Origin of the sequence: Pseudomonas sp. COW5 (assembly GCF_026240005.1) — a bacterium.
Lineage (GTDB): Bacteria > Pseudomonadota > Gammaproteobacteria > Pseudomonadales > Pseudomonadaceae > Aquipseudomonas > Aquipseudomonas kribbensis.
In genome coordinates this window covers 3343201-3367225 of record NZ_JAPHVP010000001.1, presented here as the reverse complement: position 1 = coordinate 3367225, position 24025 = coordinate 3343201, and the positions used below count along the sequence as shown (strand labels likewise).

The window sequence follows — 24025 nt, the reverse complement described above, 5'->3', positions numbered from 1 at the left end:
CCACAATAAACATAAAAATCCGAGGTACTCCCGTGGCCGTTGATATCGAAGATAGCCGCTCTGCGCGCTTTGCCTTGCGCTGCTCCAGTTTTGCCGAACGCTGGTTTCCCGACTCCTGGGTGTTCGCCGCGCTCGCCGTGATCATTGTGGCGTTGGCCACCCTGGCCATGGGCGCCAAGCCCACCGATGCTGCCATGGCTTTCGGGGACGGGTTCTGGAGCCTGATCCCCTTCACCATGCAGATGGCCTTCGTGGTGATTGGTGGTTATGTAGTCGCCAGCTCGCCGCCCGCCGTGAAACTGATTGATCGCCTGGCACGGATCCCGAAGAACGGCCGCTCCGCCGTGGCCTGGGTCGCGCTGATCTCGATGGTCGCATCGTTGCTGAACTGGGGCCTGTCGCTGGTGTTCGGCGGTCTGCTGGTGCGCGCCCTCGCCCGCCGCACCGACCTGAAAATGGATTACCGCGCCGCCGGAGCCGCGGCCTATCTGGGGCTTGGCGCCGTATGGGCACTGGGCCTGTCGTCGTCCGCTGCGCAGTTGCAGGCCAACCCCGCCAGCCTGCCGCCGTCGATCCTGTCGATCACCGGGGTGATTCCGTTCACTCAGACGATTTTTCTCTGGCAGTCGGGCGTGATGCTGCTGGCGCTAGTGGTGATCTCGATCATCATCGCCTACGCCACCGCACCCGGCCCGAACTCGGCGCGTGACGCCAAGGCCTGCGGCATCGACCCGGCCTTCAACCTGCCGCCGCTGCAACCGCGCACCCGCCCCGGCGAATGGCTGGAGCACAGCCCGCTGCTGATCATCGTGCTGGTGCTGCTGGCGGCCGGATGGCTGTTCCACGAGTTCTCGACCAAACCGGCGATCACCGCGATTTCCGGGCTCAACACCTACAACTTCCTGTTCATCATGCTCGGTGCATTGCTGCACTGGCGGCCGCGCAGCTTCCTCGATGCGGTGGCGCGGGCAGTGCCAACCACCACTGGTGTGCTGATCCAGTTTCCGCTGTACGGCTCGATCGCGGCGCTGATGACCACCGTCAAAGGCACCGATGCCCAGACTCTGGCTCACCACATCTCGACGTTCTTCGTCAGCATCGCTTCCCACGACACCTATGCGCTGCTGATGGGCGTGTACTCGGCGATTCTCGGCTTCTTCATTCCGTCCGGGGGCGGCAAGTGGATCATCGAGGCGCCGTACGTGATGCAAGTGGCCACCGATCTGAAGTACCACCTGGGCTGGGCCGTGCAGATCTACAACGCCGCCGAAGCCCTGCCGAACCTGATCAACCCGTTCTACATGCTGCCGCTGCTTGGCGTGCTGGGGTTGAAGGCGCGGGATCTGATCGGTTTCTCGTTCGTGCAACTGCTGGTGCACACGCCGCTGGTGCTGTTGTTGCTGTGGGCGCTGGGGACGACGTTGGCGTATACGCCGCCGGTGATGCCATGACGCGGAATCCTCTCCAGGCGTGATTCTCATGAGGGAGCTAGCGTACTGGCTCCCTCATTTGTTTCTGCGCCTTGGAAATGTCACCCAACCGTCACATTCCCTTGCTAGCGTCCGCCCGAAACATACTGAAACAATTAAGCATAAACGGACTTCTACATGAACGACGACACCGACGGCAAAGCCCCCTCATCGCCTGAATCCGACAATCCCACCGATACCAGCCGCCGCCGTTTTCTCGGCGGTGTCGCCGTGCTGGGTGTGGGCGCCACGCTGGCCGGGTGCGGGAATGCCGGTGATCAACCGGGCGAACCCGAGGAGCGTCCGCTCTCGCCCGCCGAGCTGGACAAGGCCCTGCACGATCAGGTGAAGACCGTCGTGGTGATCTACGCCGAGAACCGCAGCTTCAATAACCTGTTCGGTGATTTCCCGGGTGTCGAGAAACCGCTGTCTGCACTCAAGCCCGAGGAATACCAACAGCGCGACCGCGACGGCAGCCTGCTGCAGACCCTGCCGCCGGCCTGGGGCGGTGTGTTGCAGATCGGCCCGCAAACCCTCGATGGCGTGACCTATCCCAACGCCGTGCAGTTTCAGGAAAACCTGCCCAACGCGCCTTTCGCTCTGAAAGGCCCGAATGCCGAGGACCTGCCACTTGGCCTGGTCACCCGCGACCTTTGGCACGTGTTCTATCAGAACCAGATGCAGATCAACGGCGGCAAGAACGATGGCTTCGTGGCCTGGGCCGATTCCGGCGGCCTGACCATGGGTCACTACGCCCAGAGTCGCTACTCCCTGCGCCTGTGGGACGTGGCCCAGGAGTTCGTGCTGTGCGACAACTTCTTCCAGGGCGCCTTCGGTGGTTCGTTCCTCAACCACCAATACCTGATCAGCGCCACCGCGCCGTTCTACCCGAATGTCGCCAACTCTGTCGCCAAGAGCCAGATCGCGGCGCTGCAAAGCGATGACCCGGCCGACCCGCGCCTCAAGCCGCTGGATCAGTCCCCGGCCAGCGCCATGACCGGCCCGCCGCAGTTCGGCCCGAGCGCGCTGACCCCGGACGGTTACGGGGTCAACACCCTCGCCCCGCCGTACTGGCCGACCTGGATCCGTGACCCGGAGCGCCCGGCGTATTCCAAAGCCGATCTGCCGAACGTCATGGTGCCGCAGACCCACGAGCACATTGGCGACAAGCTGTCGAAGAAAAACATCGACTGGGCGTGGTACGCCGGTGCCTGGCAGGCGACGCTGGATCAGTTCAAGGATTCCGGCGGCATTCCGAAGATCCCCAACTTCCAGTATCACCACCAGCCGTTCAACTACTTCCAGCAACAAGGCCCGGAGCATCCCGAAGAGCGCAACAAACGCCTGCGCGACGCCGGTCTGGGAGACGAATCGAGCACCAACAAATTCTTCGCCGATGCCGAGGCCGGCAAGCTGCCGGCCGTGAGTTTCTACAAGCCCCAGGGCAACCTGAACATGCACGCCGGTTACGCCGACGTGGCTTCCGGTGATCGGCACATCGTCCGCGCGTTGAAAGTGCTGCGGGAAAGTCCGCAATGGAAAAACATGGTGGTGATCGTGACCGTCGATGAAAACGGCGGCTGGTGGGACCACGTCGCACCGCCCAAGGGCGATCGCTGGGGGCCGGGTTCGCGGGTGCCGGCGCTGGTGGTGTCGCCGTTCGCCCGCAAGGGCACGGTGGATCACACGGTCTATGACACCGCTTCGATCCTGCGCCTGATCACCCGAGTCTTCCAGCTGGAGACCCTGGCGGGGATCAAGCAGCGTGACGATGCGATGACCGGCCGGGGCCAGAAACCCATGGGTGACTTGACCAACGCCCTGCATTTCAAGGCCTGAGGACGAGTCCTGCGATACGGCCCAAAAAACTGTGGCTGACGGCTTCTCGCCATCACCCGGCTGATCCAATATGTGGCGCACCCGAGCAACGGGGAACCCACGCTGAAAAGGATCTGAGCATGTTCAAACTCGCAGGACTCACCCTCGCTGCGCTCACATTGAGCGCAGCCGCCCACGCCGATGTCGACCTGAAACTGGGCAGCACCGAACGCGTCACCCGCCTCTTCGCTTATCCCAACAATTGCAGCGTGATCTGCTTTCGCAACTGGACGCTTGAGCAGACCGTCGCCCATTACCTGAGCCAGAGCGTGCAACGCGATGGTTATACCGGTGCCAAGGTGCTGGTGAAGAATGACAACGGTCAGATCTACGCCGAGATCAGCGGTGTGCCGAAAGGTTACGACAAACCGCTGACCGCGCTGCTGGATGCCGGGGACCTGGCCTACACCGGCGCCAGCAAGCTCAACGCCGATGGCAAGTGGGCGTACAGCTGGTATCTGTTCCTGCCGCTGGGCATGGCCCTGGAAAACCGTAAAAGCGTCGAACTGCTGCACTTCCCGCCGGATTACTCGCTGACCCAGGCCCAGGACTACCTGCGCTCCAACACCACCGACCGCTGGGCTGCGCTGCTGACCGATAACGGTATCCCGGCCGACCAGACGCCGGGTTACCAGACCATCGTCGACATCGCGCCGATTGCCGCCCCCGCCAGCGCCGGCAGCGACCTTGAAGGTGTCTACGACTACTTCAAGGACTACCAGACCACCATGGTCAAACAGGTCAGCGTCAGCGCCAGCGGTGCTGCTCTGCCGATGGTGGCCTTCGGTGCACCGGTGCGTAACTGGATCAAGAAACAATACGGGCAGACGGTGGATGTTCTGGGCCTGGCAACCATCACTCCGAGCGCCGGGGTGAACGTGCCGGTACTGGGCTCCAACCACCCGAGCTACATCTGGTACGCCGCCGATCCAAAGAGCTACACCGGTGACGACGCCCAGGCCAAGGCTGACGCGGCGGGGCTAAAAGTGATGGGCCAGGACTTGAGCGCCGCCTGCTGGCAGGCCGGCATGGGCAGCAAGCCGGGCACCGACCCGAAAACCCTGTTGAACAGCTGCACCCAGACCTGGCAAGTGACGCAGAAGGTCAAGACCTGCGAGTTGTTCTACACCTCGATCCGTAACGAAACTGCGGCGCAGGCAGCTACCACCTGTTCGACCCCGACGATCCAGACCCAGCTACAACAGCTGAAGAGTCCGCTGCCGGCCATGGCCGCACCGACTCCCCACCTCTGAACGAACGCGAGAATTCCCGTGTCAGCCTTGGCTGACTCGGGAAAGCGTCTATCTCGCCTGTCAGATCTGACAGTAGACCGTCAGGGTCATTTGATGGATCTTGGATCCAATCATTGTGTTGCGGGACTGACAGGATGCCAGCCCGGAGAAGTCGCGACACTCGGGCCAACAGGGACTGTTATGAACACTTATGCGCGACAAGGATTACCACCGAACGATACCGAAGGCATCTATCCCTTTGCCGGACTCCCGATCCGTCTGGGGTTTCCGTCAAAGCACGACTTCGAGATCGTTCATGATCCTCAGGGAGTTGCCTGCGCCGTCGTCGCGTGTCGGGACTTCCTGCGTATCACCCGAATGTGCCGCGTTTCAGGGCAGTTACTGCCCTATCGATGCCGACAGACCCGGCAACTGCTGGCCGGCATCCATCTTTACGATCCACGCTTCTGCGGTGCGTTCGAGCACTCTTGCGATCCGAACACTTTTCTCGACATGAGCGAGTTATGGCTGTGGGCATTGCGCGACATTGTCGCGGGAGAACGGCTGACCGTGGATTACACCGCCACCGAAGACAAACTGCTGCGACAGTTCGCCTGCGGGTGCGGCTCCTCACGTTGCCGTGGGTGGATCACCGGTTATGACGAATCCCCCAATCTTGAAGGCCAGCGCTATTTAATGAGCTGGCGGCGGCAGGGTTTACGCTGAACGACGGATCAAGGAGTGCCGACCGGCCGCAAGCGATATTGCGGCGGCAGTTGCTCGAAACCGCTGATGGTGGTGTTCAGACTTTTCCAGCGGCCATCCTTGATGCCGTAGATGCAACCGTGGATCGACAGGCTCTGCCCGCGATGCCAGGCGTTCTGGATGATGCTGGTGTGAGCGACGTTGGCCACTTGCTGGATCACGTTGAGTTCGCACAGACGATCGACCTGTTCCTCTTCGGTCGGCAGTTTGGCGAGCTCTTCGCGCTTTTCGTAATACAGATCGCGGATCGACCGCAGCCAGCCATCGATCAGGCCGAACTGACGGTCCTGCATCGACGCCCGCACACCGCCGCAACCGTAGTGGCCGGTGACCAGAATGTGTTTGACCTTGAGCACGTCCACGGCGTATTGGATCACCGACAGGCAATTGAGGTCGGTGTGCAGAACCACGTTGGCCACGTTGCGATGAACGAACAGATCGCCCGGCAGCATGCCGACGATTTCGTTGGCCGGAACCCGCGCGTCGGAGCAACCGATCCACAGGTATTCAGGCGTCTGCTGGCGGGCCAGTTTGGCGAAGAAATCCGGGTCTTCCTTGGTGATCGCGTCAGCCCAACGCTCGTTGTTATCAATCAGGTCTTGTAAGTCATGCATGCTGTAAGGCCTCAAGAAAGATGCGCTGCTATGACAGACAACCGTCCGTCGGGGTCACGAAAGGATCGCAAGTGATTTCATTGGAATTTCTCGTGTGCCGGGTGAGTCCACCTGAGTAAGGCCCACAGTATGAGGATTTGCCATGACTGATTCACGACGTCCCTTCGACGCGGTGCAGCCGGAGCCCATCGATGATAACGAAGACCGCATGGGATCGGTGCATGAGCTGGATTTCGACGACGAACAGCCCAGTGCAAAGATCGGTGATGAACTGCCGGAACGTGAACGTGAGCAACGGATGCCTCGGGAACGGGTACGGGAGGCGGGCCTGACCGGCGCTTCAGTGGCCGATCATGAGCCGACCGACGATGACCTGAGCCCGGAAACCCTGATCCGCGAAGACGGCGCCCGTGATGCCGATGAGTTGGGGTCAGGCAATCAGGCGGATTGGGATTTGAGCATTGTCGATGAGGACGACATTGGCGGCGGCGACGGGCTGGATGAGGCGGAAATGGCGCGGCGCGACCCGATGGACGGCAAACGCTGAGATGTTCGTTGGAAGCTGCCTCAGTTTGAAGCAGCTTCCAACGGCGATCAGTCAACCAAAGTGCAGGCCATGACCACGGCGTCTTCACGCCCGCCCACTGCCGGGTAGTAGTCGCGACGACGGCCGATCTCATTGAAACCGTAGCGCTCGTACAGGCGGAACGCCGCTGTGTTGCTGTCGCGCACTTCCAGGAAGCACTCCCGGGCATCGGCCGCATAGGCACGGGACATCAGGTATTCGAGCAATGTCAGCCCAAGGCCGCGCCCCTGGTTCTCCGGCTTGACCGTGATGTTGAGCAGGTGCGCCTCATCCAGAATGATCTGCACCACCCCGTGGCCGACCTGTTGCTCGCCTTCGAACATCAGCCAGATCTGGTATTTGCCCAGCCCGTCGAGAAAAATCCCGCGGGTCCAGGGATGGCTGTAGGCCGCGAATTCAATTTTCAGCACGGCGTCCAGATCGGCTTCGACCATCGGACGGAAGGTTACCGCATCACTCATTCGATTCTTTCCAGCGCGCCATCAGCCGACGCATGGCTTGCCACACGGCGGCTTTGCGCTGTGGCTCTTCCATCAACAATTCCAGTCCCGGCACGGCCCAGGCCAGGCCAAGACCCTCGATCTGCAATTCACTGTTGAACGCCTCGGCGTCCTTCTCACCGGCGAAGCGCACCGCCGGCAGACCGATCAGCCACAGGCAGGCGCACGGCGCGGCTTCCATTTGCACCGAAAGGAAACCCTGGACGAAATCCCGGGCCGCATCCGGCCCCTGATCCATGGTTCCGCGCACCAGCAGTGGCCAACGCACCGGATCGCCGACGATCTGCGGCGCATCCGGCAGACCGGCGGCCCGCAGCATGTCCTTGAGCAGCAGATAGGCCGGATCCCGGCTCTGGAACGATTCGCCTGTGGGTAACTCCACCAGCAACAGGCAACGACCGGCGCGCAGCAATTGCAGGGCGAAACGCGGTGGCGGCACCGGCGCGGGCCGTGCGACCACCGGCGCCTCTTCGGCTTCCTCCACCGGTTTGGTGGCAAGGCGGCCGCTGGCGGGCGTTGGTCGCGGGACCTCGATCTTCGGCCGTTCAACCACGCGCGCAGCCGGCTGAGCCGGCGCTTCAGCCGGGGATGCCGGTGCGACGGACAGCAAAACCTCGGGCTCTGGCTCCAGCGGCTCCAGCAGCTCGGGCCGCGACGGTGCGGCGAAGGGCAATTCGGTGCGCGGCAGCCAGTTGACCACCTGCATGGCGTTCAAATAGGCGCGGCGGCGGGACTCGATTAGCAAGGGTCGGCCACTTGTGGATAACTGAAGTGCGCTGATTCTACCGCCCTTCGCTCAAGATCGCCCGCTGTTGATCGATAGTCTTGAGCGATACCTTGACGCAAAGAAAAGCGACAGCCCGTCCCGAGAGTGAATCGCATCCCGCGTGATGCAGTACAATCGCGGCTTTTAATCGCCAACCAGCCGGCCATTCCGATGATCGAACCCAAGCGCGTCTTGCGCGCCCTCGCTGAACACTGGGCACTTCTGGAGCCACTGTGCGAGCACTTCGACCAGGGCACTCTGAGCCTCAACGAACTGCGCACGCAACTGGCCGCCCAACAACTGGAAAGCACGCCGCAGGACATCACCAGCCTGCTCGACGTGTGGATTCGCCTCGACATTCTGGTCCCCGTGGCGAAAAGCCCGAACCGCTTCGAGCTCAACGCGCAAATCCATGACTTCCTCGCCTACCTGCGCCGGGAACACCGTCTGGGCTTGTGCCTGGAGATTGAAGCCTACCTGCGTCACCTCGAGCGTCTGGCCGGTTATATCCAGGATGCGTTCGACATCCGCGACGGCAATGACCTGGCCCGTCAGTTGCGCCTGCTCGACATGCGCGTGCGCGACGTTCTGAAGAAACTCGACAACGACGAACAGGCGCTGGTGGCGGTGGCCGAACGGGCCAAGACCAGCGACCGGCAGATCCCCCTGCGTCAGCGTTACGCCGAAGTACTGGCAACCTGGGACGAATACGTCGAGCCGATGATTGATCTGGTGAACGCCGACGGCGCCTTCGAACAAGGCGTGCGCAAGGTCGAAACCGTGCTGTTGAAGATGCTCAGCGAACAGCAACGCCTCGGCCATCTGGTCGATGACGACATGCTGCTGCGCACCCACGCGCGCATCCTCGAAATGCAGACCAGCGCCCAGTTGACCCTGCGTCACGCCCGGGAACTGCTGCTGCCGCTGCGCGAAGAAGCACGCCGGCACAACGCCGTGACCCGTGGTGCTGCGCTCGCCCTGGCGGCGATCCGCCGCAAAGGCATCGACGCCGTGCCGCAAGCCGCGATGCCGCTGTTCACCCGGCCGCAAAGCACCTTCCTCGGCAGCGCCAGTCAGGTTGAAGCCTACGTCTACGCCCTGGCCCGTTTCGAACCGAAACCGGCGCGCTTCCCCAAGGCGCACAAGTCGCAAAAGACCGGCGATGCCCCGCGTGCACCGCGCACCGTGCGCGAAATGGTCGACCGCTGCGAAGAGTCCCTGCCGATGCCGGATCTGATGACCTGGCTGCTGGAACAGGAGCCGGACGGCGCCACCGACGAATTGCTGTACTGGTTCTCGCGCCTGTCGCGGGAAAAACGCTTCAAGCGCGAGCGTCTGGAACGCCGCGAATACCACACTCACGAGCACCAGGTCAGCCTGCGCTCCTTCGCCCTGCTCTCGGCCCGCGACCCCGCCGCCGAGGATTCTGCGAGCACTCCACATGCATCTTGATCTCTCCGAACTGTCTCAACTGGCGCCGATCTTCCGCGAACTGTTCAAGGGCTACCACGTCAGCCGCCGCGATCCTGAGCTGTACGCGCAGCTGTCGAACTTCCAGGACCAGTACCGCACGCTGTTCAAGGCCCTGGGTTTCGAACTGGTCTGCGATACCCGTGGTTTCTACTACTTCGTGCCGGACATGGCCGCCGCCGCAGTAAACAAGACCGCCCAGCGTCTGGCGCTGTTCACCTTCATCCTTGTCGAGCACTTGGCTGACCAGGGCCGCGACCCGATCGCCGTGCTGGACGGCGGCAGCCTCGGCCGCGACGAACTGCCATCGCTGCTGGAAAAGTACCGCGACCTGTTCATCCAGGCCGAAGTGCAGACCGTTGATGAGCTGGAAGAGAAAATCATGCGCCGCATGACCCAGCTCGGCTTCGCCGGCGAAGAAAACGGCGTGTACCGCTTCCTGCCGCCGATGCACCGCTTCCTCGACGTGTGCCTGTCGGTGCAGCAGGACCGCGATCTGGCGGCCAGCGTCCACAGCGTGCTGCCGCTGCCGGCACCGGTGCTGATCGACGAAGAGGCCGAAGCCCGAATGCTGGAAACCGACGATCCGCTCGATCTTTCCGAATTTGAAGAAGAAAGCGAAGAAGACGCACTGGCCCGCGCCATTGCCGAAGAACAGGAGTCCGACGCATGAGCCAGGAACGCTACGGCATCCGCCGCTTTGCCCTTTTGAACACCGCCGGCTACAGCCTCGGCCTGTTCCCGCTGGAAGAGCCGCTGTCGGTCTACGGCGCGAACAACCTCGGTAAATCCGCGTCGATCAACGCCTTGCAGTTCCCGATCCTTGCACGCATGTCGGACATGAGTTTCGGCAAGTACAGCCTGGAACAATCCCGGCGTTTCTACTTTGCCTCCGACACCAGCTACATCCTCGTCGAAGTGAACCTGCCTCATGGCCCGCACGTGATCGGCGTGGTCGGTCGCGGCCCCGGCGGTGGTTTCGGTCACCAGTTCTTTGCCTATGCCGGCAAGCTCGATCTGGCGCATTACCAGAAGAACGACACCTGCCTGCGGCAGAAAGAGCTGTTCAGCAACCTTGAGAAAGAAGGCCTGAAAGCCTACGAACTCAAGCCTGATGAACTGCGGCGCTTGCTGGTTGGCGGTCATACGTCGATCCCGCTCGACCTGACCCTGATCCCGCTGCGCTCCACCAGCGAGCAGAGCCTGAAGACGTTCCGCGCACTGTTCATCAACCTGCTGCACATGCGCGAAATCACCGCCGCCAAGCTCAAGCAGCTGTTCCTAGATGCCTTCGAACACAGCCTGCGTTCCGGCAGCGTCGACTACATCGCGGCGTGCGAAGAAGCCTTCCGCGACGTGCGTCGCATGGAACAGGACTACAACTCGCTGGTGGCCGCCGGCCCGTTGGTCGAAGCCTTGGCCAATGGCGTGAAACAGCGCGACGTGCTGCGCGGCAAGCTGCATCGCCTGTCGCCGCTGCTCGACTCGCTGCTCGGCACCTGGTCGGACTACGCCACGGCGCGCAAGGAAGAGCTGACCATTCAGGCCGAGCACTACCGCCGCGAACAGGACGACCTGCAGAACGATCAGCGCGGCGGTACTCAGGAGCTGATGCGTCTGGAGCGTGAAATCTCCGGTATCCAGCGCTGGCTGGGTGAGTTGTCGGTGCTTAAGAATCGCTTTGCGCTGATCGATGACGTGAAAGTGCTCGAGCAGCAACTGCTAGCCGCCAAGGACGCTCACGATGAACTGGCCGGTGCGCTGGCGCAGTCCCGTCAGTTCAGCGCCGAGGATCTCGAAGAACGTCTGCGGGATCTGGAAAAACGCTTGAAGTCGGTGAAGCAGCAACTCGATCACGCCGACAACAACAGCTACGCCCGTCTGCGCGAAGAGTTTTCGCAACAGGACGTCGAGCGTCTGATGCGTCTGTTCAACAGCGCGCTGTTCAGCCTGCCGCTGGGCGAGCACGGCATCACCCTCGACGAGGAAGGCGAGTGGGTGAAATCGGTCGAGTTGATCCTCGACGGCTTCAAGGGCGAGCGTTTCGAAGTGCCGGGCCTGTCGATCGACATCTCGCACATCGAGCCGCCGGCCCTGCAAGCGCTGGCTGACCGTGCTGCGCTGCGCGATCAGAAAGAGCGTCTGGAAAAAGAACTCAAGCAACTGAAAACCCAACAAGCCGTGGCCGCCGACCGCGCCGCGAGCAAGACCCAGACCGAAGCGCTGTACCAGCTGGTGCTGGATGCTCAGAAAGCGCTGGAAGACTTCCGCCGCACCCAGACCCTGAGCGCCGAAGAAGGCGACAAGCTGGAGCAACTGGCGCAGATGGAAGCCGCGCAGGACGAACTCAAGCGCTCCAGCGATGCGTTCACCGAGCGCGTCCAGCAACTGTCGGCCAAGCTGCAACTGGTCGGTCGGCAGATCGCCGACATGGAAGCCAAGCAACGCACTCTCGACGATGCCCTGCGCCGTCGTCAGTTGCTGCCGGCAGATCTGCCGTTCGGCACACCGTTCATGGATCCGGTCGACGATTCCATGGACAACCTGCTACCGCTGCTCAATGACTATCAGGACAGCTGGCAAGGCCTGCTGCGTGCCGATGGCCAGATCGAAGCGCTGTACGCGCAGGTGCGCCTCAAAGGCGTGGCCAAGTTCGACAGCGAAGACGACATGGAGCGACGCCTGTCGCTGTTGATCAACGCTTACGCGCATCGCACCGACGAAGCTCTGACCCTGGGCAAGGCCCGTCGCGCGGCGGTCACCGATATCGCGCGGACCCTGCGCAACATCCGCAGCGACTACGACAGCCTCGAGCACCAACTGGCGCTGTTCAACCGCGAGATCAACAAGCGTCAGGTGTCCAACCTGCAGAGCTTCCGTATCGTCCTTGCACCGAACAAGGAAGCGCTCAAGCACATCGACCAGATCATCCACAGCGCCGGTCAGTACGAAGAAGGCGAAACCTTGTCGGTGTTCGACCTGAGCCAGAGCGCCGAGCAGGACAACAAGAACGAAGAGGCCAAGGAATACCTGGCACGGCTGGTGGCGGCGAACCACAACCAGCTCGGCCTCAAGGACTTGTTCGAACTGGCGTTCGAGATCACCAAGGTCAACGGCCAGCCGGTTATCCACACCGACATCGATGGCGCGGCGTCCAACGGCACCACGATGACCATCAAGGCGCTGACCAACATGTACTTGTTGCTGCACTTGATGGATCGCGATCTGGCCGGTCGTGTTCGCCTGCCGTACTACCTCGACGAGGCGGCAGACATCGATGAAAGGAACCAGGCCGCCCTGCTGGAAACCAGCCTGCAACTGGGCTTCGTGCCGATCCTGGCGAGCGTGAAGCCGCAGGTCTGCGCCAGTGTCGCCATCGACCTGGAAGGCGGCAGCGGCCCGGCCGGCATCTACATCGACGAGGCGGACTGGAAGTACATCCGCCGCCACGATGTGGTGAAAGCCACGATCAATGTCGAAGCGGATGAACCGGAGCTGGATGCGGTTTGATGCGTAGCTGACGGGCACAAAAAAGGGCCGCGATCCATTGGATCGCGGCCCTTTTCATTGGGCGGGATTATTTGCCGAGGGGGATTTTCGGCGCCCAGGTCAGCCACTCGTCTTCGAACTTGTCGAACAGCGGGAAAGTCTGCTCGGCGCGGGCCGGGTTGCCCATCCGCTCGCCATCCGGTGTGGCGAAGGCGATACCGCCCTGAATCGCCGTTTCCAGTGACTCGGTGCGTACGGTCAGGCCATTGAACAGGCCAATATCGAAACCGACACCGCTGGTGTTCCAGAAGCGGCTGCCACTGCGAACCAGCGGCGCGTACTTCGGTTCGATCAGGATGTGTACAAGGACGCGATCCGCCGTCTGGCCCAGTTCGTAACCAGTGACTTTACCGACCGTGATTTCGCGATAGGTCACCGGCACGCCGGGTTTCAACGAGCCGCGACGGGCGGCGCTCAATACCAGACTGAGGCCGGCCTCTTGTTTGCTCACTTCCGGCGGATTGGCCAATGCCACGAAGTTCTTCTGCGGGCCAAGGCTCTTCGCAGCCGGCTGAACTTCGATGTACTGCCCCGTGACCAGGGTTTCCAGGTTCGAGGTCTTGATCAGCCCCAGTTCCGGCTTGACCACCCAGAACTGACTGCCGACCCGGGCAATCTTCTCCGGTACTTCGGTGATGCGCGCAGTGAGGATCACCGATTGTAGGTCATCGGTCAGGTCGACGCTTTCGATCTTGCCGACATCCAGTCCCTTGAAGCGAACCGGCGTGCCGCTGCGCAAACCGTCGGCGCGATCGACCTTGATGGTCACCACCTCACCCTTCTGATTCGCGTCATCATGATTGGCGAACAGACGGAAGCGCGGAATCCGCTTCTGCAGCGGCGCCTTGGCTTGCGGCGTTTCGAAGGCGATGCCGCCGGCCATCAGGGTCTGCAACGATTCGCTCTTGACCTGAATTCCGCCAGTCAGACCGCCGGTCAACGTGATGCCGCTGACGTTCCAGAACCGGGTCGAGGCGTTGACCAGGTTTTCGTATTCCTTCTCGATGTGGACGCCGATCACCAGTTGCTTCCGGGTCTTGGAGAACTGATAACTCTGCACCGAGCCGACCTTGACCTGTTTGTAGAGAATCGGACTGCCGACCTCGATCGAACCGAGGCTATCGGTGAACAGCACCAGGTGCAGGCCCGGCGCCTTCAGATCCAGAGGTGGCGCCTTCGGCCGGGCCTCGAACTCACGTTGTGGCGCTCCGCCCTTGTCGCCCGGGCGCACGGCGATGTAGTTACCTTTGACCAGTGCTTCCAGACCGGTGATGCCGGCAAGGGAAATCGACGGTTTGACCACCCAGAACTGGGTACCGGTGACCAGATATTCTTCGGCCAATGGATCGAGGGTCAGTTCGGCGGTGGCGCTGGACAGATCCGGGTCGATCTTCAGGGCTTTGAGATTACCGACCTGAATACCCTTGTACATCACAGGGGTGCGCCCGGCCTGCAGGCCTTCGAAATCGCTGAGTTTGACCTTCACACGGATGCCGGCGGCGGCCGCGTCGAAGTCTTCGTAGAGGCGAAACGGCAGGCTCGGATCGGTGGGCGGGCTGTCCTTGCGGTTCTCTGGCGTGGCGAAGGCAATACCGCCGGCGACGATGCTGGCCAGAGACTCGCTGCGTACTTTCACTCCGGACAAGTTGGCGTCGATGCTGATGCCGCTGGCGTTCCAGAAACGCGTGTGTTTGCGCACCAGTTTGGCGTAGGTCGGCTCGATGAACACCTTGAGTTCGACAGTGCTCTGGTCTTCCGACAGCACGTAACTTTTGATCTGGCCGACTTTGATCTGCTTGTAGAACACCGGGCTGCCGCGGTTCAGCGAACCCAGGCGATCAGCCTTGATCGTCAGGTGCAGGCCGGGTTTGGAGTCCGACAGTGGGGGCTCTTCGGCCAGGGCCTTGAACTTGCGGGTCGGCTCGCCTTCACCCGGGCTTATCGCGACATAGTTGCCCGACACCAGGGTTTCCAGACCGGTAATACCCGCCAGGGTAACGCTCGGTTTGACCAGCCAGAAGCGGGTGCTGGTCTTCAGGTATTGATCGACATCCTTGTTCATCTCGATGGTGGCGATCACCCCTTTGGTAGCACCTTCGTCATCGAGCTTGAGGGCTTTGACCTTACCGACAGACATGCCTTTGTAGACCACTTCGGTCTTGTTGGCCTGGATGCCTTCACCACTTTCGAAACGCACCTGAATCTCGATGCCGGTTTCGTTGTAGGCACGCCATCCCAGCCAGCCGCCGATGATCAGGGCAATCAGGGGCAGTACCCAAATGGCAGACCAGTTTGAAGCCGGTCGGGTTTTCGCTACAGGCAAATCAGTCATGGTCGGCGTCCGACTCCGTGTTATCCCAAATCAGTCGGGGATCGAAAGTGACAGCGGCGAGCATCGTCAGAATCACCACACTGGCGAAGGCGATGGCGCCCAGATTGGCTTCGACGCTGGCAAGCCGGCCGAAGTTGACGACCGCCACCAGAATGGCGATCACGAATATATCGAGCATTGACCAGCGGCCGATGAACTCGATGAAGCGGTACATCCAGATTCGTTGGCGCGCGGACAGTGGCTGACGCCGCTGAACCGAAAACAGCAGCAGCGCGATGCCCACCAGTTTGAAGGTCGGCACCAGGATGCTGGCGATGAACACCACGGCAGCGATCGGAATCATGCCGTGCTGCACCAACTGGATGACGCCGGACATGATCGTGCTCGGATCACCCTGGCCCAGCGAACTGACCGTCATGATCGGCAGGACGTTGGCCGGAATGTAGACAATTGCAGCCGTGATCAGCAGTGCCCAGGTACGCGCGAGGCTGTTGGGCCGTCGGGCGTGAACCAACGCACCGCATCGGGTGCAGGTCTGCACGTCGCTGTCGGCATCCTGCTTGTTCAGTTCGTGGCATTCGGTACAGATCAGAATGCCCGCATCAATCGCCCGCATGGGCATCCTCTCCTGATAACGCCTGCCAGATCTGGTGCGGTGACATCACCACTTCGAGCCAGACCTGAACCAATAACAAACCGATGAAACATGCCAGACCGAGACCGACGGTGATGGCCGCCATGTCCGCCAGTTTGACGATCGCCACCAGGACGCCCATGAGGTAGACCTCAAGCATGCCCCAGTCTTTGAGGTGGTGATAAATGCGGTAGAGCAACAGGCCGTAGCTACGACCGATGTTGAAACGGATGGTCAGTAACACGATCAACTGACACAGCAGTTTCAGCAGGGGGATCGCCATGCTGCACAGGAATACGACGACTGAAACACCGCGCATATCGGTATTGAACAGACCGACAACGCCGCTCCAGACAGTGTCCTGCGACGATTGCCCGAGAACATTGAGCTGCATGATGGGTAAAAAGTTCGCCGGCACATAGAGCAACAGTGCGGCAATGACCAGGGCAAGACTACGCTGCACCACATTATGACGGTGTGCATACAGTTCGTAACCGCAGCGTGGACAGAGCGCTTTCTCACCGTGGGCAAGCTTGGGCTTGCGCATCAGCAGATCGCACTCATGGCAGGCCACCAAGTCATCCAGCGGTAAATCTGACAGCCCGGGGGCGTCAACCGAATCTGACATAAGGGCTCTGGCTCCGAAAAAGATGGGGACTATTCTAGTGTTCTGATTCGAAAATAACTGTGCAAATTTGTTCGCCGTCGCGGGCAAAAAACTTTCCTGCGGGCAAAACAAAACCCCAACTGCTTTCGCAATTGGGGTTTCGGAATTTAATCTTGACGATGACCTACTCTCACATGGGGAAACCCCACACTACCATCGGCGATGCATCGTTTCACTTCTGAGTTCGGGATGGGATCAGGTGGTTCCAACGCTCTATGGTCGTCAAGAAATTCGGGTACTGACTCGTGGCCGGATGGCCTCGCTTCAGCAAATTGGGTATGGATAGTTTTCGGTGTTTTGTGAACTCGAACTTTCGGTTCTTGCGTCTTCACACACCGCAATCTGGCCTTTCGACGCAAATTGCTTGGGTGTTATATGGTCAAGCCTCACGGGCAATTAGTATTGGTTAGCTCAACGCCTCACAGCGCTTACACACCCAACCTATCAACGTCGTAGTCTTCGACGGCCCTTCAGGGAACTCAAGGTTCCAGTGAGATCTCATCTTGAGGCAAGTTTCCCGCTTAGATGCTTTCAGCGGTTATCTTTTCCGAACATAGCTACCCGGCAATGCCACTGGCGTGACAACCGGAACACCAGAGGTTCGTCCACTCCGGTCCTCTCGTACTAGGAGCAGCCCCTCTCAAATCTCAAACGTCCACGGCAGATAGGGACCGAACTGTCTCACGACGTTCTAAACCCAGCTCGCGTACCACTTTAAATGGCGAACAGCCATACCCTTGGGACCGGCTTCAGCCCCAGGATGTGATGAGCCGACATCGAGGTGCCAAACACCGCCGTCGATATGAACTCTTGGGCGGTATCAGCCTGTTATCCCCGGAGTACCTTTTATCCGTTGAGCGATGGCCCTTCCATACAGAACCACCGGATCACTAAGACCTACTTTCGTACCTGCTCGACGTGTCTGTCTCGCAGTCAAGCGCGCTTTTGCCTTTATACTCTACGACCGATTTCCGACCGGTCTGAGCGCACCTTCGTACTCCTCCGTTACTCTTTAGGAGGAGACCGCCCCAGTCAAACTACCCACCATACACTGTCCTCGATCCGGATAACGGACCTGAGTTAGAACCTCAAAGTTGCCAGGGTGGTATTTCAAGGATGGCTCCACGCGAACTGGCGTCCACGCTTCAAAGCCTCCCACCTATCCTACACAAGCAAATTCAAAGTCCAGTGCAAAGCTATAGTAAAGGTTCACGGGGTCTTTCCGTCTAGCCGCGGATACACTGCATCTTCACAGCGATTTCAATTTCACTGAGTCTCGGGTGGAGACAGCGCCGCCATCGTTACGCCATTCGTGCAGGTCGGAACTTACCCGACAAGGAATTTCGCTACCTTAGGACCGTTATAGTTACGGCCGCCGTTTACCGGGGCTTCGATCAAGAGCTTCGCGTTAGCTAACCCCATCAATTAACCTTCCGGCACCGGGCAGGCGTCACACCCTATACGTCCACTTTCGTGTTTGCAGAGTGCTGTGTTTTTAATAAACAGTCGCAGCGGCCTGGTATCTTCGACCGGCATGGGCTTACGGAGCAAGTCCTTCACCCTCACCGGCGCACCTTCTCCCGAAGTTACGGTGCCATTTTGCCTAGTTCCTTCACCCGAGTTCTCTCAAGCGCCTTGGTATTCTCTACCCAACCACCTGTGTCGGTTTGGGGTACGGTTCCTGGTTATCTGAAGCTTAGAAGCTTTTCTTGGAAGCATGGCATCAACCACTTCGTCGCCTAAAGGCAACTCGTCATCAGCTCTCGGCCTTAAGATCCCGGATTTACCTAAGATCTCAGCCTACCACCTTAAACTTGGACAACCAACGCCAAGCTGGCCTAGCCTTCTCCGTCCCTCCATCGCAATAACCAGAAGTACAGGAATATTAACCTGTTTTCCATCGACTACGCTTTTCAGCCTCGCCTTAGGGACCGACTAACCCTGCGTCGATTAACGTTGCGCAGGAAACCTTGGTCTTTCGGCGTGGGTGTTTTTCACACCCATTGTCGTTACTCATGTCAGCATTCGCACTTCTGATACCTCCAGCAAGCTTCTCAACTCACCTTCACAGGCTTACAGAACGCTCCTCTACCGCATCACTTACGTGATACCCGTAGCTTCGGTGTATGGTTTGAGCCCCGTTACATCTTCCGCGCAGGCCGACTCGACTAGTGAGCTATTACGCTTTCTTTAAAGGGTGGCTGCTTCTAAGCCAACCTCCTAGCTGTCTAAGCCTTCCCACATCGTTTCCCACTTAACCATAACTTTGGGACCTTAGCTGACGGTCTGGGTTGTTTCCCTTTTCACGACGGACGTTAGCACCCGCCGTGTGTCTCCCATGCTCGGCACTTGTAGGTATTCGGAGTTTGCATCGGTTTGGTAAGTCGGGATGACCCCCTAGCCGAAACAGTGCTCTACCCCCTACAGTGATACATGAGGCGCTACCTAAATAGCTTTCGAGGAGAACCAGCTATCTCCGAGCTTGATTAGCCTTTCACTCCGATCCACAGGTCATCCGCTAACTTTTCAACGGTAGTCGGTTCGGTCCTCCAGTCAGTGTTACCTAACCTTCAACCTGCCCATGGATAGATCGCCCGGTTTCGGGTCTATTCCCAGCGACTAGACGCCCTATTAAGACTCGCTTTCGCTACGCCTCCCCTATTCGGTTAAGCTCGCCACTGAAAATAAGTCGCTGACCCATTATACAAAAGGTACGCAGTCACAGAACAAAGTCTGCTCCCACTGCTTGTACGCATACGGTTTCAGGATCTATTTCACTCCCCTCTCCGGGGTTCTTTTCGCCTTTCCCTCACGGTACTAGTTCACTATCGGTCAGTCAGTAGTATTTAGCCTTGGAGGATGGTCCCCCCATATTCAGACAAAGTTTCTCGTGCTCCGTCCTACTCGATTTCATGACTAAGAGATTTTCGCGTACAGGGCTATCACCCACTATGGCCGCACTTTCCAGAGCGTTCCGCTAATCTCAAAGCCACTTAAGGGCTAGTCCCCGTTCGCTCGCCACTACTAAGGGAATCTCGGTTGATTTCTTTTCCTCAGGGTACTTAGATGTTTCAGTTCCCCTGGTTCGCCTCTTGCACCTATGTATTCAGTGCAAGATAACCATCTTGTGATGGCTGGGTTCCCCCATTCAGACATCTCCGGATCAAAGTCTGTTTGCCGACTCCCCGAAGCTTTTCGCAGGCTACCACGTCTTTCATCGCCTCTGACTGCCAAGGCATCCACCGTATGCGCTTCTTCACTTGACCATATAACCCCAAGCAATCTGGTTATACTGTGAAGACGACATTCGCCGAAAATTCGAATTTCTCAACTAAGAGAACTCACAAATTTTACCTTAGCCTGATCCGTTACCAGTGAAAGTAACGTTCAGTCTATCTTTCTATCACATACCCAAATTTTTAAAGAACGAACTAGTCAAAGACTAGAAATCAACATTCACCATCAAATCGATGGAATGCTCATTTCTAAGCTCTTACTTCAGAAGCAGTAGTGGTGGAGCCAAGCGGGATCGAACCGCTGACCTCCTGCGTGCAAGGCAGGCGCTCTCCCAGCTGAGCTATGGCCCCGTATTTCTACAGGCGTTTCCCACACAAAATTGGTGGGTCTGGGCAGATTCGAACTGCCGACCTCACCCTTATCAGGGGTGCGCTCTAACCAACTGAGCTACAGACCCAATTTCGGGCTGCTTCTTTCGTCTTCTTCAATGAATCAAGCAATTCGTGTGGGAACTTATGGAGCAGCTGATGTCGTCGATTAAGGAGGTGATCCAGCCGCAGGTTCCCCTACGGCTACCTTGTTACGACTTCACCCCAGTCATGAATCACACCGTGGTAACCGTCCTCCCGAAGGTTAGACTAGCTACTTCTGGTGCAACCCACTCCCATGGTGTGACGGGCGGTGTGTACAAGGCCCGGGAACGTATTCACCGCGACATTCTGATTCGCGATTACTAGCGATTCCGACTTCACGCAGTCGAGTTGCAGACTGCGATCCGGACTACGATCGGTTTTATGGGATTAGCTCCACCTCGCGGCTTGGCAACCCTTTGTACCGACCATTGTAGCACGTGTGTAGCCCAGGCCGTAAGGGCCATGATGACTTGACGTCATCCCCACCTTCCTCCGGTTTGTCACCGGCAGTCTCCTTAGAGTGCCCACCATAACGTGCTGGTAACTAAGGACAAGGGTTGCGCTCGTTACGGGACTTAACCCAACATCTCACGACACGAGCTGACGACAGCCATGCAGCACCTGTCTCAATGTTCCCGAAGGCACCAATCCATCTCTGGAAAGTTCATTGGATGTCAAGGCCTGGTAAGGTTCTTCGCGTTGCTTCGAATTAAACCACATGCTCCACCGCTTGTGCGGGCCCCCGTCAATTCATTTGAGTTTTAACCTTGCGGCCGTACTCCCCAGGCGGTCAACTTAATGCGTTAGCTGCGCCACTAAGAGCTCAAGGCTCCCAACGGCTAGTTGACATCGTTTACGGCGTGGACTACCAGGGTATCTAATCCTGTTTGCTCCCCACGCTTTCGCACCTCAGTGTCAGTATCAGTCCAGGTGGTCGCCTTCGCCACTGGTGTTCCTTCCTATATCTACGCATTTCACCGCTACACAGGAAATTCCACCACCCTCTACCATACTCTAGCTCGCCAGTTTTGGATGCAGTTCCCAGGTTGAGCCCGGGGATTTCACATCCAACTTAACGAACCACCTACGCGCGCTTTACGCCCAGTAATTCCGATTAACGCTTGCACCCTCTGTATTACCGCGGCTGCTGGCACAGAGTTAGCCGGTGCTTATTCTGTCGGTAACGTCAAAATTGCAGAGTATTAATCTACAACCCTTCCTCCCAACTTAAAGTGCTTTACAATCCGAAGACCTTCTTCACACACGCGGCATGGCTGGATCAGGCTTTCGCCCATTGTCCAATATTCCCCACTGCTGCCTCCCGTAGGAGTCTGGACCGTGTCTCAGTTCCAGTGTGACTGATCATCCTCTCAGACCAGTTACGGATCGTCGCCTTGGTGAGCCATTACCTCACCAACTAGCTAATCCGACCTAGGCTCATCTGATAGCGCAAGGCCCGAAGGTCCCCTGCTTTCTCCCGTAGGACGTATGCGGTATTAGCGTTCCTTTCGAAACGTTGTCCCCCACTACCAGGCAGATTCCTAGGCATTACTCACCCGTCCGCCGCTGAATCCAGGAGCAAGCTCCCTTCATCCGCTCGACTTGCATGTGTTAGGCCTGCCGCCAGCGTTCAATCTGAGCCATGATCAAACTCTTCAGTTCAAACATCTTTGGGTTTTTAAGAAACCCTAAACTTGGCTCAGCAATCGTTGGTTACATCTTTGATTTCTCGCGGAGTAACTTGTGATGCTGATAATCTTGTTGACTATCAGTCTGACTCCACAAGCACCCACACGAATTGCTTGATTCAGTTGTTAAAGAGCGGTTGGTCAAGATCTTTCGTCTCAACCGAGGCGCGCATTCTACAGCAGCCTCATTTGCTGTCAAGTGATTATTTTCAGAAGTTTTCGAAGATTTCTTCAACAACTTCAACCACTTGCGCTTCCGATCTCTCGTTAGCGGGAGGCGAATTCTACAGCGTTACACGCTGCTGTCAACACCTCTTTTTCTCCGCTTTCGATCGAGAAGACCGAACCGTTGAAAGCGCCAGAAGACCGAACCGTTGAAAGCGCCAGAAGACCGGCATTTCCAACTCCTTCCAGGCTTCGATGATCTGAAGCAGCCCGCCATCGAAACCTACATAACTCATTGAATCTCAAGGAATTTTCCGTTTCGACTGCGCCGGAAGTGGGGCGAATTATAGAGACTCAGAATCTGCCGTCAACCCTTAATTTCGCTTTTCTTGCAAAACCTGCCTTTTACCCGGCAAACGCGGGATTCGGCGGGCCACCGGCGGTAGTCGCAGCACAAGAAGCAGCCCGCCGATGGAGGCATAGACCGCCCACTCTTTAAGATCGGCGCGCACAATCCACAACATATGCAGCAGTCCCAACCCGAGAATCACATACGCCAACCGATGCAACTTCTTCCAGCGCGCACCCAATCGACGCTGACTATAACGATTGGACGTCACCGCCAATGCCAGCAACCCCAGAAACCCGAGCGTGCCGACAATAATGTACGGACGCTTGCGCAACTCCACACCCAGTTGCGACCAGTCGAAACCCAGGATGAATGCCATATAGCTGCATAAATGCAGAACCACATACGCAAAACACCAGAGCCCCAACTGCCGGCGTACGGCTATCCAGCCTGCCCACCCGGTAAGCTTCTGCAACGGCGTCATACTCAAAGTAATCAACAGCAACACCAGTGTCCCAAGCCCAAGCCGATCGACCAGCACTTTTCCGGGATCCGGCCCGAGCAGATCCTCGAAGGCCTGATAGAACCACCACAACGGCCAGATAGCCGCCGCAATAAAAACGCTCACACGCCAAAACGGATATCGCATCAGTAGTTCTTCCGCAGATCGAGCCCTGTATATAAAGAAGCGACCTCGTCCGAGTAGCCGTTGAACATCTGCGTATCACGCACATTCGGCTTGAACAGACTGTTAGGCAGTCGCCGCTCCCGGGCCTGAGTCCAGCGAGGATGATCAACCGTCGGGTTCACATTCGCATAGAAACCGTATTCATCCGCCGCAATGCTCTGCCAGGTCGTCTTTGGCTGCTCACTGACAAGACTGATCCGCACGATGGATTTGACACTCTTGAAGCCATACTTCCACGGCACCACCAGACGCAACGGCGCGCCGTTCTGATTCGGCAATTCGCGGCCGTACATGCCCACAGCCAGGATCGCCAACGAATTCATCGCCTCATCCAGACGCAACCCTTCTACATAAGGCCAGTCGATCAGGGCAAATCCTGAACGCTGTCCCGGCATGCTCTTGGGATCCTGCAAGGTTTCAAAACGGATGTATTTGGCGTTGGACGTTGGCTCGACCTGCTTGAGCAGCGCCGAAATGGGAAAGCCGATCCAGGGAATCACCATCGACCACGCCTCGACACAACGCAGGCGATAGATGCGCTCCTCCAACTGGTAAGGTTTCATGAAGTCTTCCAGTGCATAACGCCCCGGCTTACCCACCTCCCCGTCCACCACCACACTCCACGGTTCGGTCTTCAGCGATCCGGCATTCGCCGCCGGGTCACCCTTGTCGGTACCGAACTCATAGAAGTTGTTGTAGTGGGTCGCGTCCTTATAGGGCGTGATCGCCTCATCCTTGACGTTCACGGCCCCCCATTTAATGGAAGGCTGCTTCTCGGCAAACCAGGCGGGCGCATTGCCAGACTCGACATCGGCATAACGGGCAGCCTCTTCGGCACTGGCCCAACGCGGCAGACTGCTCATGGCCAGACCGGCCGCAGTCGCTCCGAGCAATTGTCGGCGAGAGAGATAAATGGATTCAGGCGTGACGTCCGACTCGTGGCAGTCGGACGCTTTGGGGATTTTGATCAGCATGACAACTCCGCAGTTTTGGAGGACAGATGCACCCATAGACTGCGGAGTA

The 24025-nt window shown here is 58.6% G+C and carries 16 protein-coding genes, 2 tRNA genes and 3 rRNA genes; 8 read left to right on the top strand and 13 right to left on the bottom strand.

Annotation, left to right across the window (positions count from 1 at the left end):
• Positions 1–32 precede the first annotated feature (32 nt).
• From OQ248_RS15380 to OQ248_RS15365, 4 genes are all read left to right on the top strand, one after another.
• A complete protein-coding gene (locus tag OQ248_RS15380; protein WP_085709272.1) occupies positions 33–1451 on the top strand; it encodes a TIGR00366 family protein in 1419 nt (472 codons plus the stop codon).
• 156 nt (positions 1452–1607) lie between these two features.
• Positions 1608–3308: an acid phosphatase gene (gene acpA, locus OQ248_RS15375; protein ID WP_265813238.1), complete on the top strand. Its 1701-nt coding sequence runs from the start codon at positions 1608–1610 to the stop codon at positions 3306–3308.
• A gap of 119 nt (positions 3309–3427) precedes the next feature.
• A complete protein-coding gene (locus tag OQ248_RS15370) occupies positions 3428–4600 on the top strand; it encodes a hypothetical protein (protein WP_265813237.1) in 1173 nt (390 codons plus the stop codon).
• Positions 4601–4780: 180 nt separating this feature from the next.
• On the top strand, positions 4781–5305 hold the full coding sequence (locus OQ248_RS15365) for an SET domain-containing protein-lysine N-methyltransferase (RefSeq protein ID WP_265813236.1): 525 nt from the start codon (positions 4781–4783) through the stop codon (positions 5303–5305).
• A gap of 8 nt (positions 5306–5313) precedes the next feature.
• Here the strand turns inward: OQ248_RS15365 and can are convergent, their stop codons facing one another.
• Complete coding sequence (can, locus tag OQ248_RS15360) at positions 5314–5958, bottom strand: carbonate dehydratase (protein ID WP_265813235.1); 645 nt, start codon at positions 5956–5958, stop codon at positions 5314–5316.
• Between the two features lie 142 nt (positions 5959–6100).
• Between can and OQ248_RS15355 the strand changes: the two genes are divergently transcribed.
• Positions 6101–6505 (top strand): serine kinase/phosphatase, encoded by a 405-nt coding sequence (locus OQ248_RS15355; RefSeq protein ID WP_114885535.1) that lies wholly within the window; start codon positions 6101–6103, stop codon positions 6503–6505.
• Between the two features lie 47 nt (positions 6506–6552).
• Here the strand turns inward: OQ248_RS15355 and rimI are convergent, their stop codons facing one another.
• Both rimI and OQ248_RS15345 read right to left on the bottom strand, forming a co-directional pair.
• Positions 6553–7005, bottom strand: a complete 453-nt coding sequence (gene rimI, locus OQ248_RS15350; protein ID WP_085709267.1) for a ribosomal protein S18-alanine N-acetyltransferase — start codon at positions 7003–7005, stop codon at positions 6553–6555.
• Positions 6998–7750 (bottom strand): energy transducer TonB, encoded by a 753-nt coding sequence (locus OQ248_RS15345; RefSeq protein WP_265815096.1) that lies wholly within the window; start codon positions 7748–7750, stop codon positions 6998–7000. Before OQ248_RS15345 ends, rimI begins: the two co-directional genes overlap by 8 nt.
• A 231-nt stretch (positions 7751–7981) precedes the next feature.
• Between OQ248_RS15345 and mksB the strand changes: the two genes are divergently transcribed.
• From mksB to mksF, 3 genes are read left to right on the top strand one after another with little or no spacing between them, the layout of a single operon-like run.
• Positions 7982–9262 (top strand): Mks condensin complex protein MksB, encoded by a 1281-nt coding sequence (gene mksB, locus OQ248_RS15340; protein ID WP_162803512.1) that lies wholly within the window; start codon positions 7982–7984, stop codon positions 9260–9262.
• Positions 9252–9953 (top strand): Mks condensin complex protein MksE, encoded by a 702-nt coding sequence (gene mksE / locus OQ248_RS15335; protein WP_248739400.1) that lies wholly within the window; start codon positions 9252–9254, stop codon positions 9951–9953. The genes mksB and mksE overlap by 11 nt, the downstream gene beginning before the upstream one ends.
• The gene (gene mksF / locus OQ248_RS15330) at positions 9950–12790 is read left to right on the top strand and encodes an Mks condensin complex protein MksF (RefSeq protein WP_265813234.1); all 2841 of its coding nucleotides are present in this window, start codon (positions 9950–9952) and stop codon (positions 12788–12790) included. The genes mksE and mksF overlap by 4 nt, the downstream gene beginning before the upstream one ends.
• Positions 12791–12857: 67 nt before the next feature.
• On the opposite strand, the gene OQ248_RS15325 is transcribed toward mksF, so the two are convergent.
• The 10 genes from OQ248_RS15325 to msrP form a co-directional block, all read right to left on the bottom strand.
• Positions 12858–15161, bottom strand: a complete 2304-nt coding sequence (locus OQ248_RS15325; protein WP_265813233.1) for an MlaD family protein — start codon at positions 15159–15161, stop codon at positions 12858–12860.
• Entirely contained in the window at positions 15154–15777 is a 624-nt protein-coding gene (locus OQ248_RS15320) for a paraquat-inducible protein A (protein WP_085709261.1), read from the bottom strand. Before OQ248_RS15320 ends, OQ248_RS15325 begins: the two co-directional genes overlap by 8 nt.
• Complete coding sequence (locus tag OQ248_RS15315) at positions 15764–16423, bottom strand: paraquat-inducible protein A (RefSeq protein WP_085709260.1); 660 nt, start codon at positions 16421–16423, stop codon at positions 15764–15766. Before OQ248_RS15315 ends, OQ248_RS15320 begins: the two co-directional genes overlap by 14 nt.
• Before the next feature lie 150 nt (positions 16424–16573).
• Positions 16574–16689, bottom strand: a 5S ribosomal RNA gene (rrf, locus tag OQ248_RS15310).
• A 148-nt stretch (positions 16690–16837) separates the two neighbouring features.
• Positions 16838–19728: ribosomal RNA gene (locus tag OQ248_RS15305) — 23S ribosomal RNA — on the bottom strand.
• A gap of 245 nt (positions 19729–19973) precedes the next feature.
• Positions 19974–20049 (bottom strand) — tRNA-Ala (locus OQ248_RS15300).
• 30 nt (positions 20050–20079) lie between these two features.
• Positions 20080–20156, bottom strand: a tRNA-Ile gene (locus tag OQ248_RS15295).
• An 81-nt stretch (positions 20157–20237) separates the two neighbouring features.
• Positions 20238–21774, bottom strand: a 16S ribosomal RNA gene (locus OQ248_RS15290).
• The 16S, 23S and 5S rRNA genes sit together here with 2 tRNA genes alongside, the layout of an rRNA operon.
• Positions 21775–22339: 565 nt before the next feature.
• The gene (gene msrQ / locus OQ248_RS15285; RefSeq protein WP_265813232.1) at positions 22340–22963 is read right to left on the bottom strand and encodes a protein-methionine-sulfoxide reductase heme-binding subunit MsrQ; all 624 of its coding nucleotides are present in this window, start codon (positions 22961–22963) and stop codon (positions 22340–22342) included.
• Positions 22963–23976, bottom strand: coding sequence for a protein-methionine-sulfoxide reductase catalytic subunit MsrP (gene msrP, locus OQ248_RS15280; protein WP_265813231.1), 1014 nt, complete (start codon positions 23974–23976; stop codon positions 22963–22965). Before msrP ends, msrQ begins: the two co-directional genes overlap by 1 nt.
• Between the last annotated feature and the right edge of the window lie 49 nt (positions 23977–24025).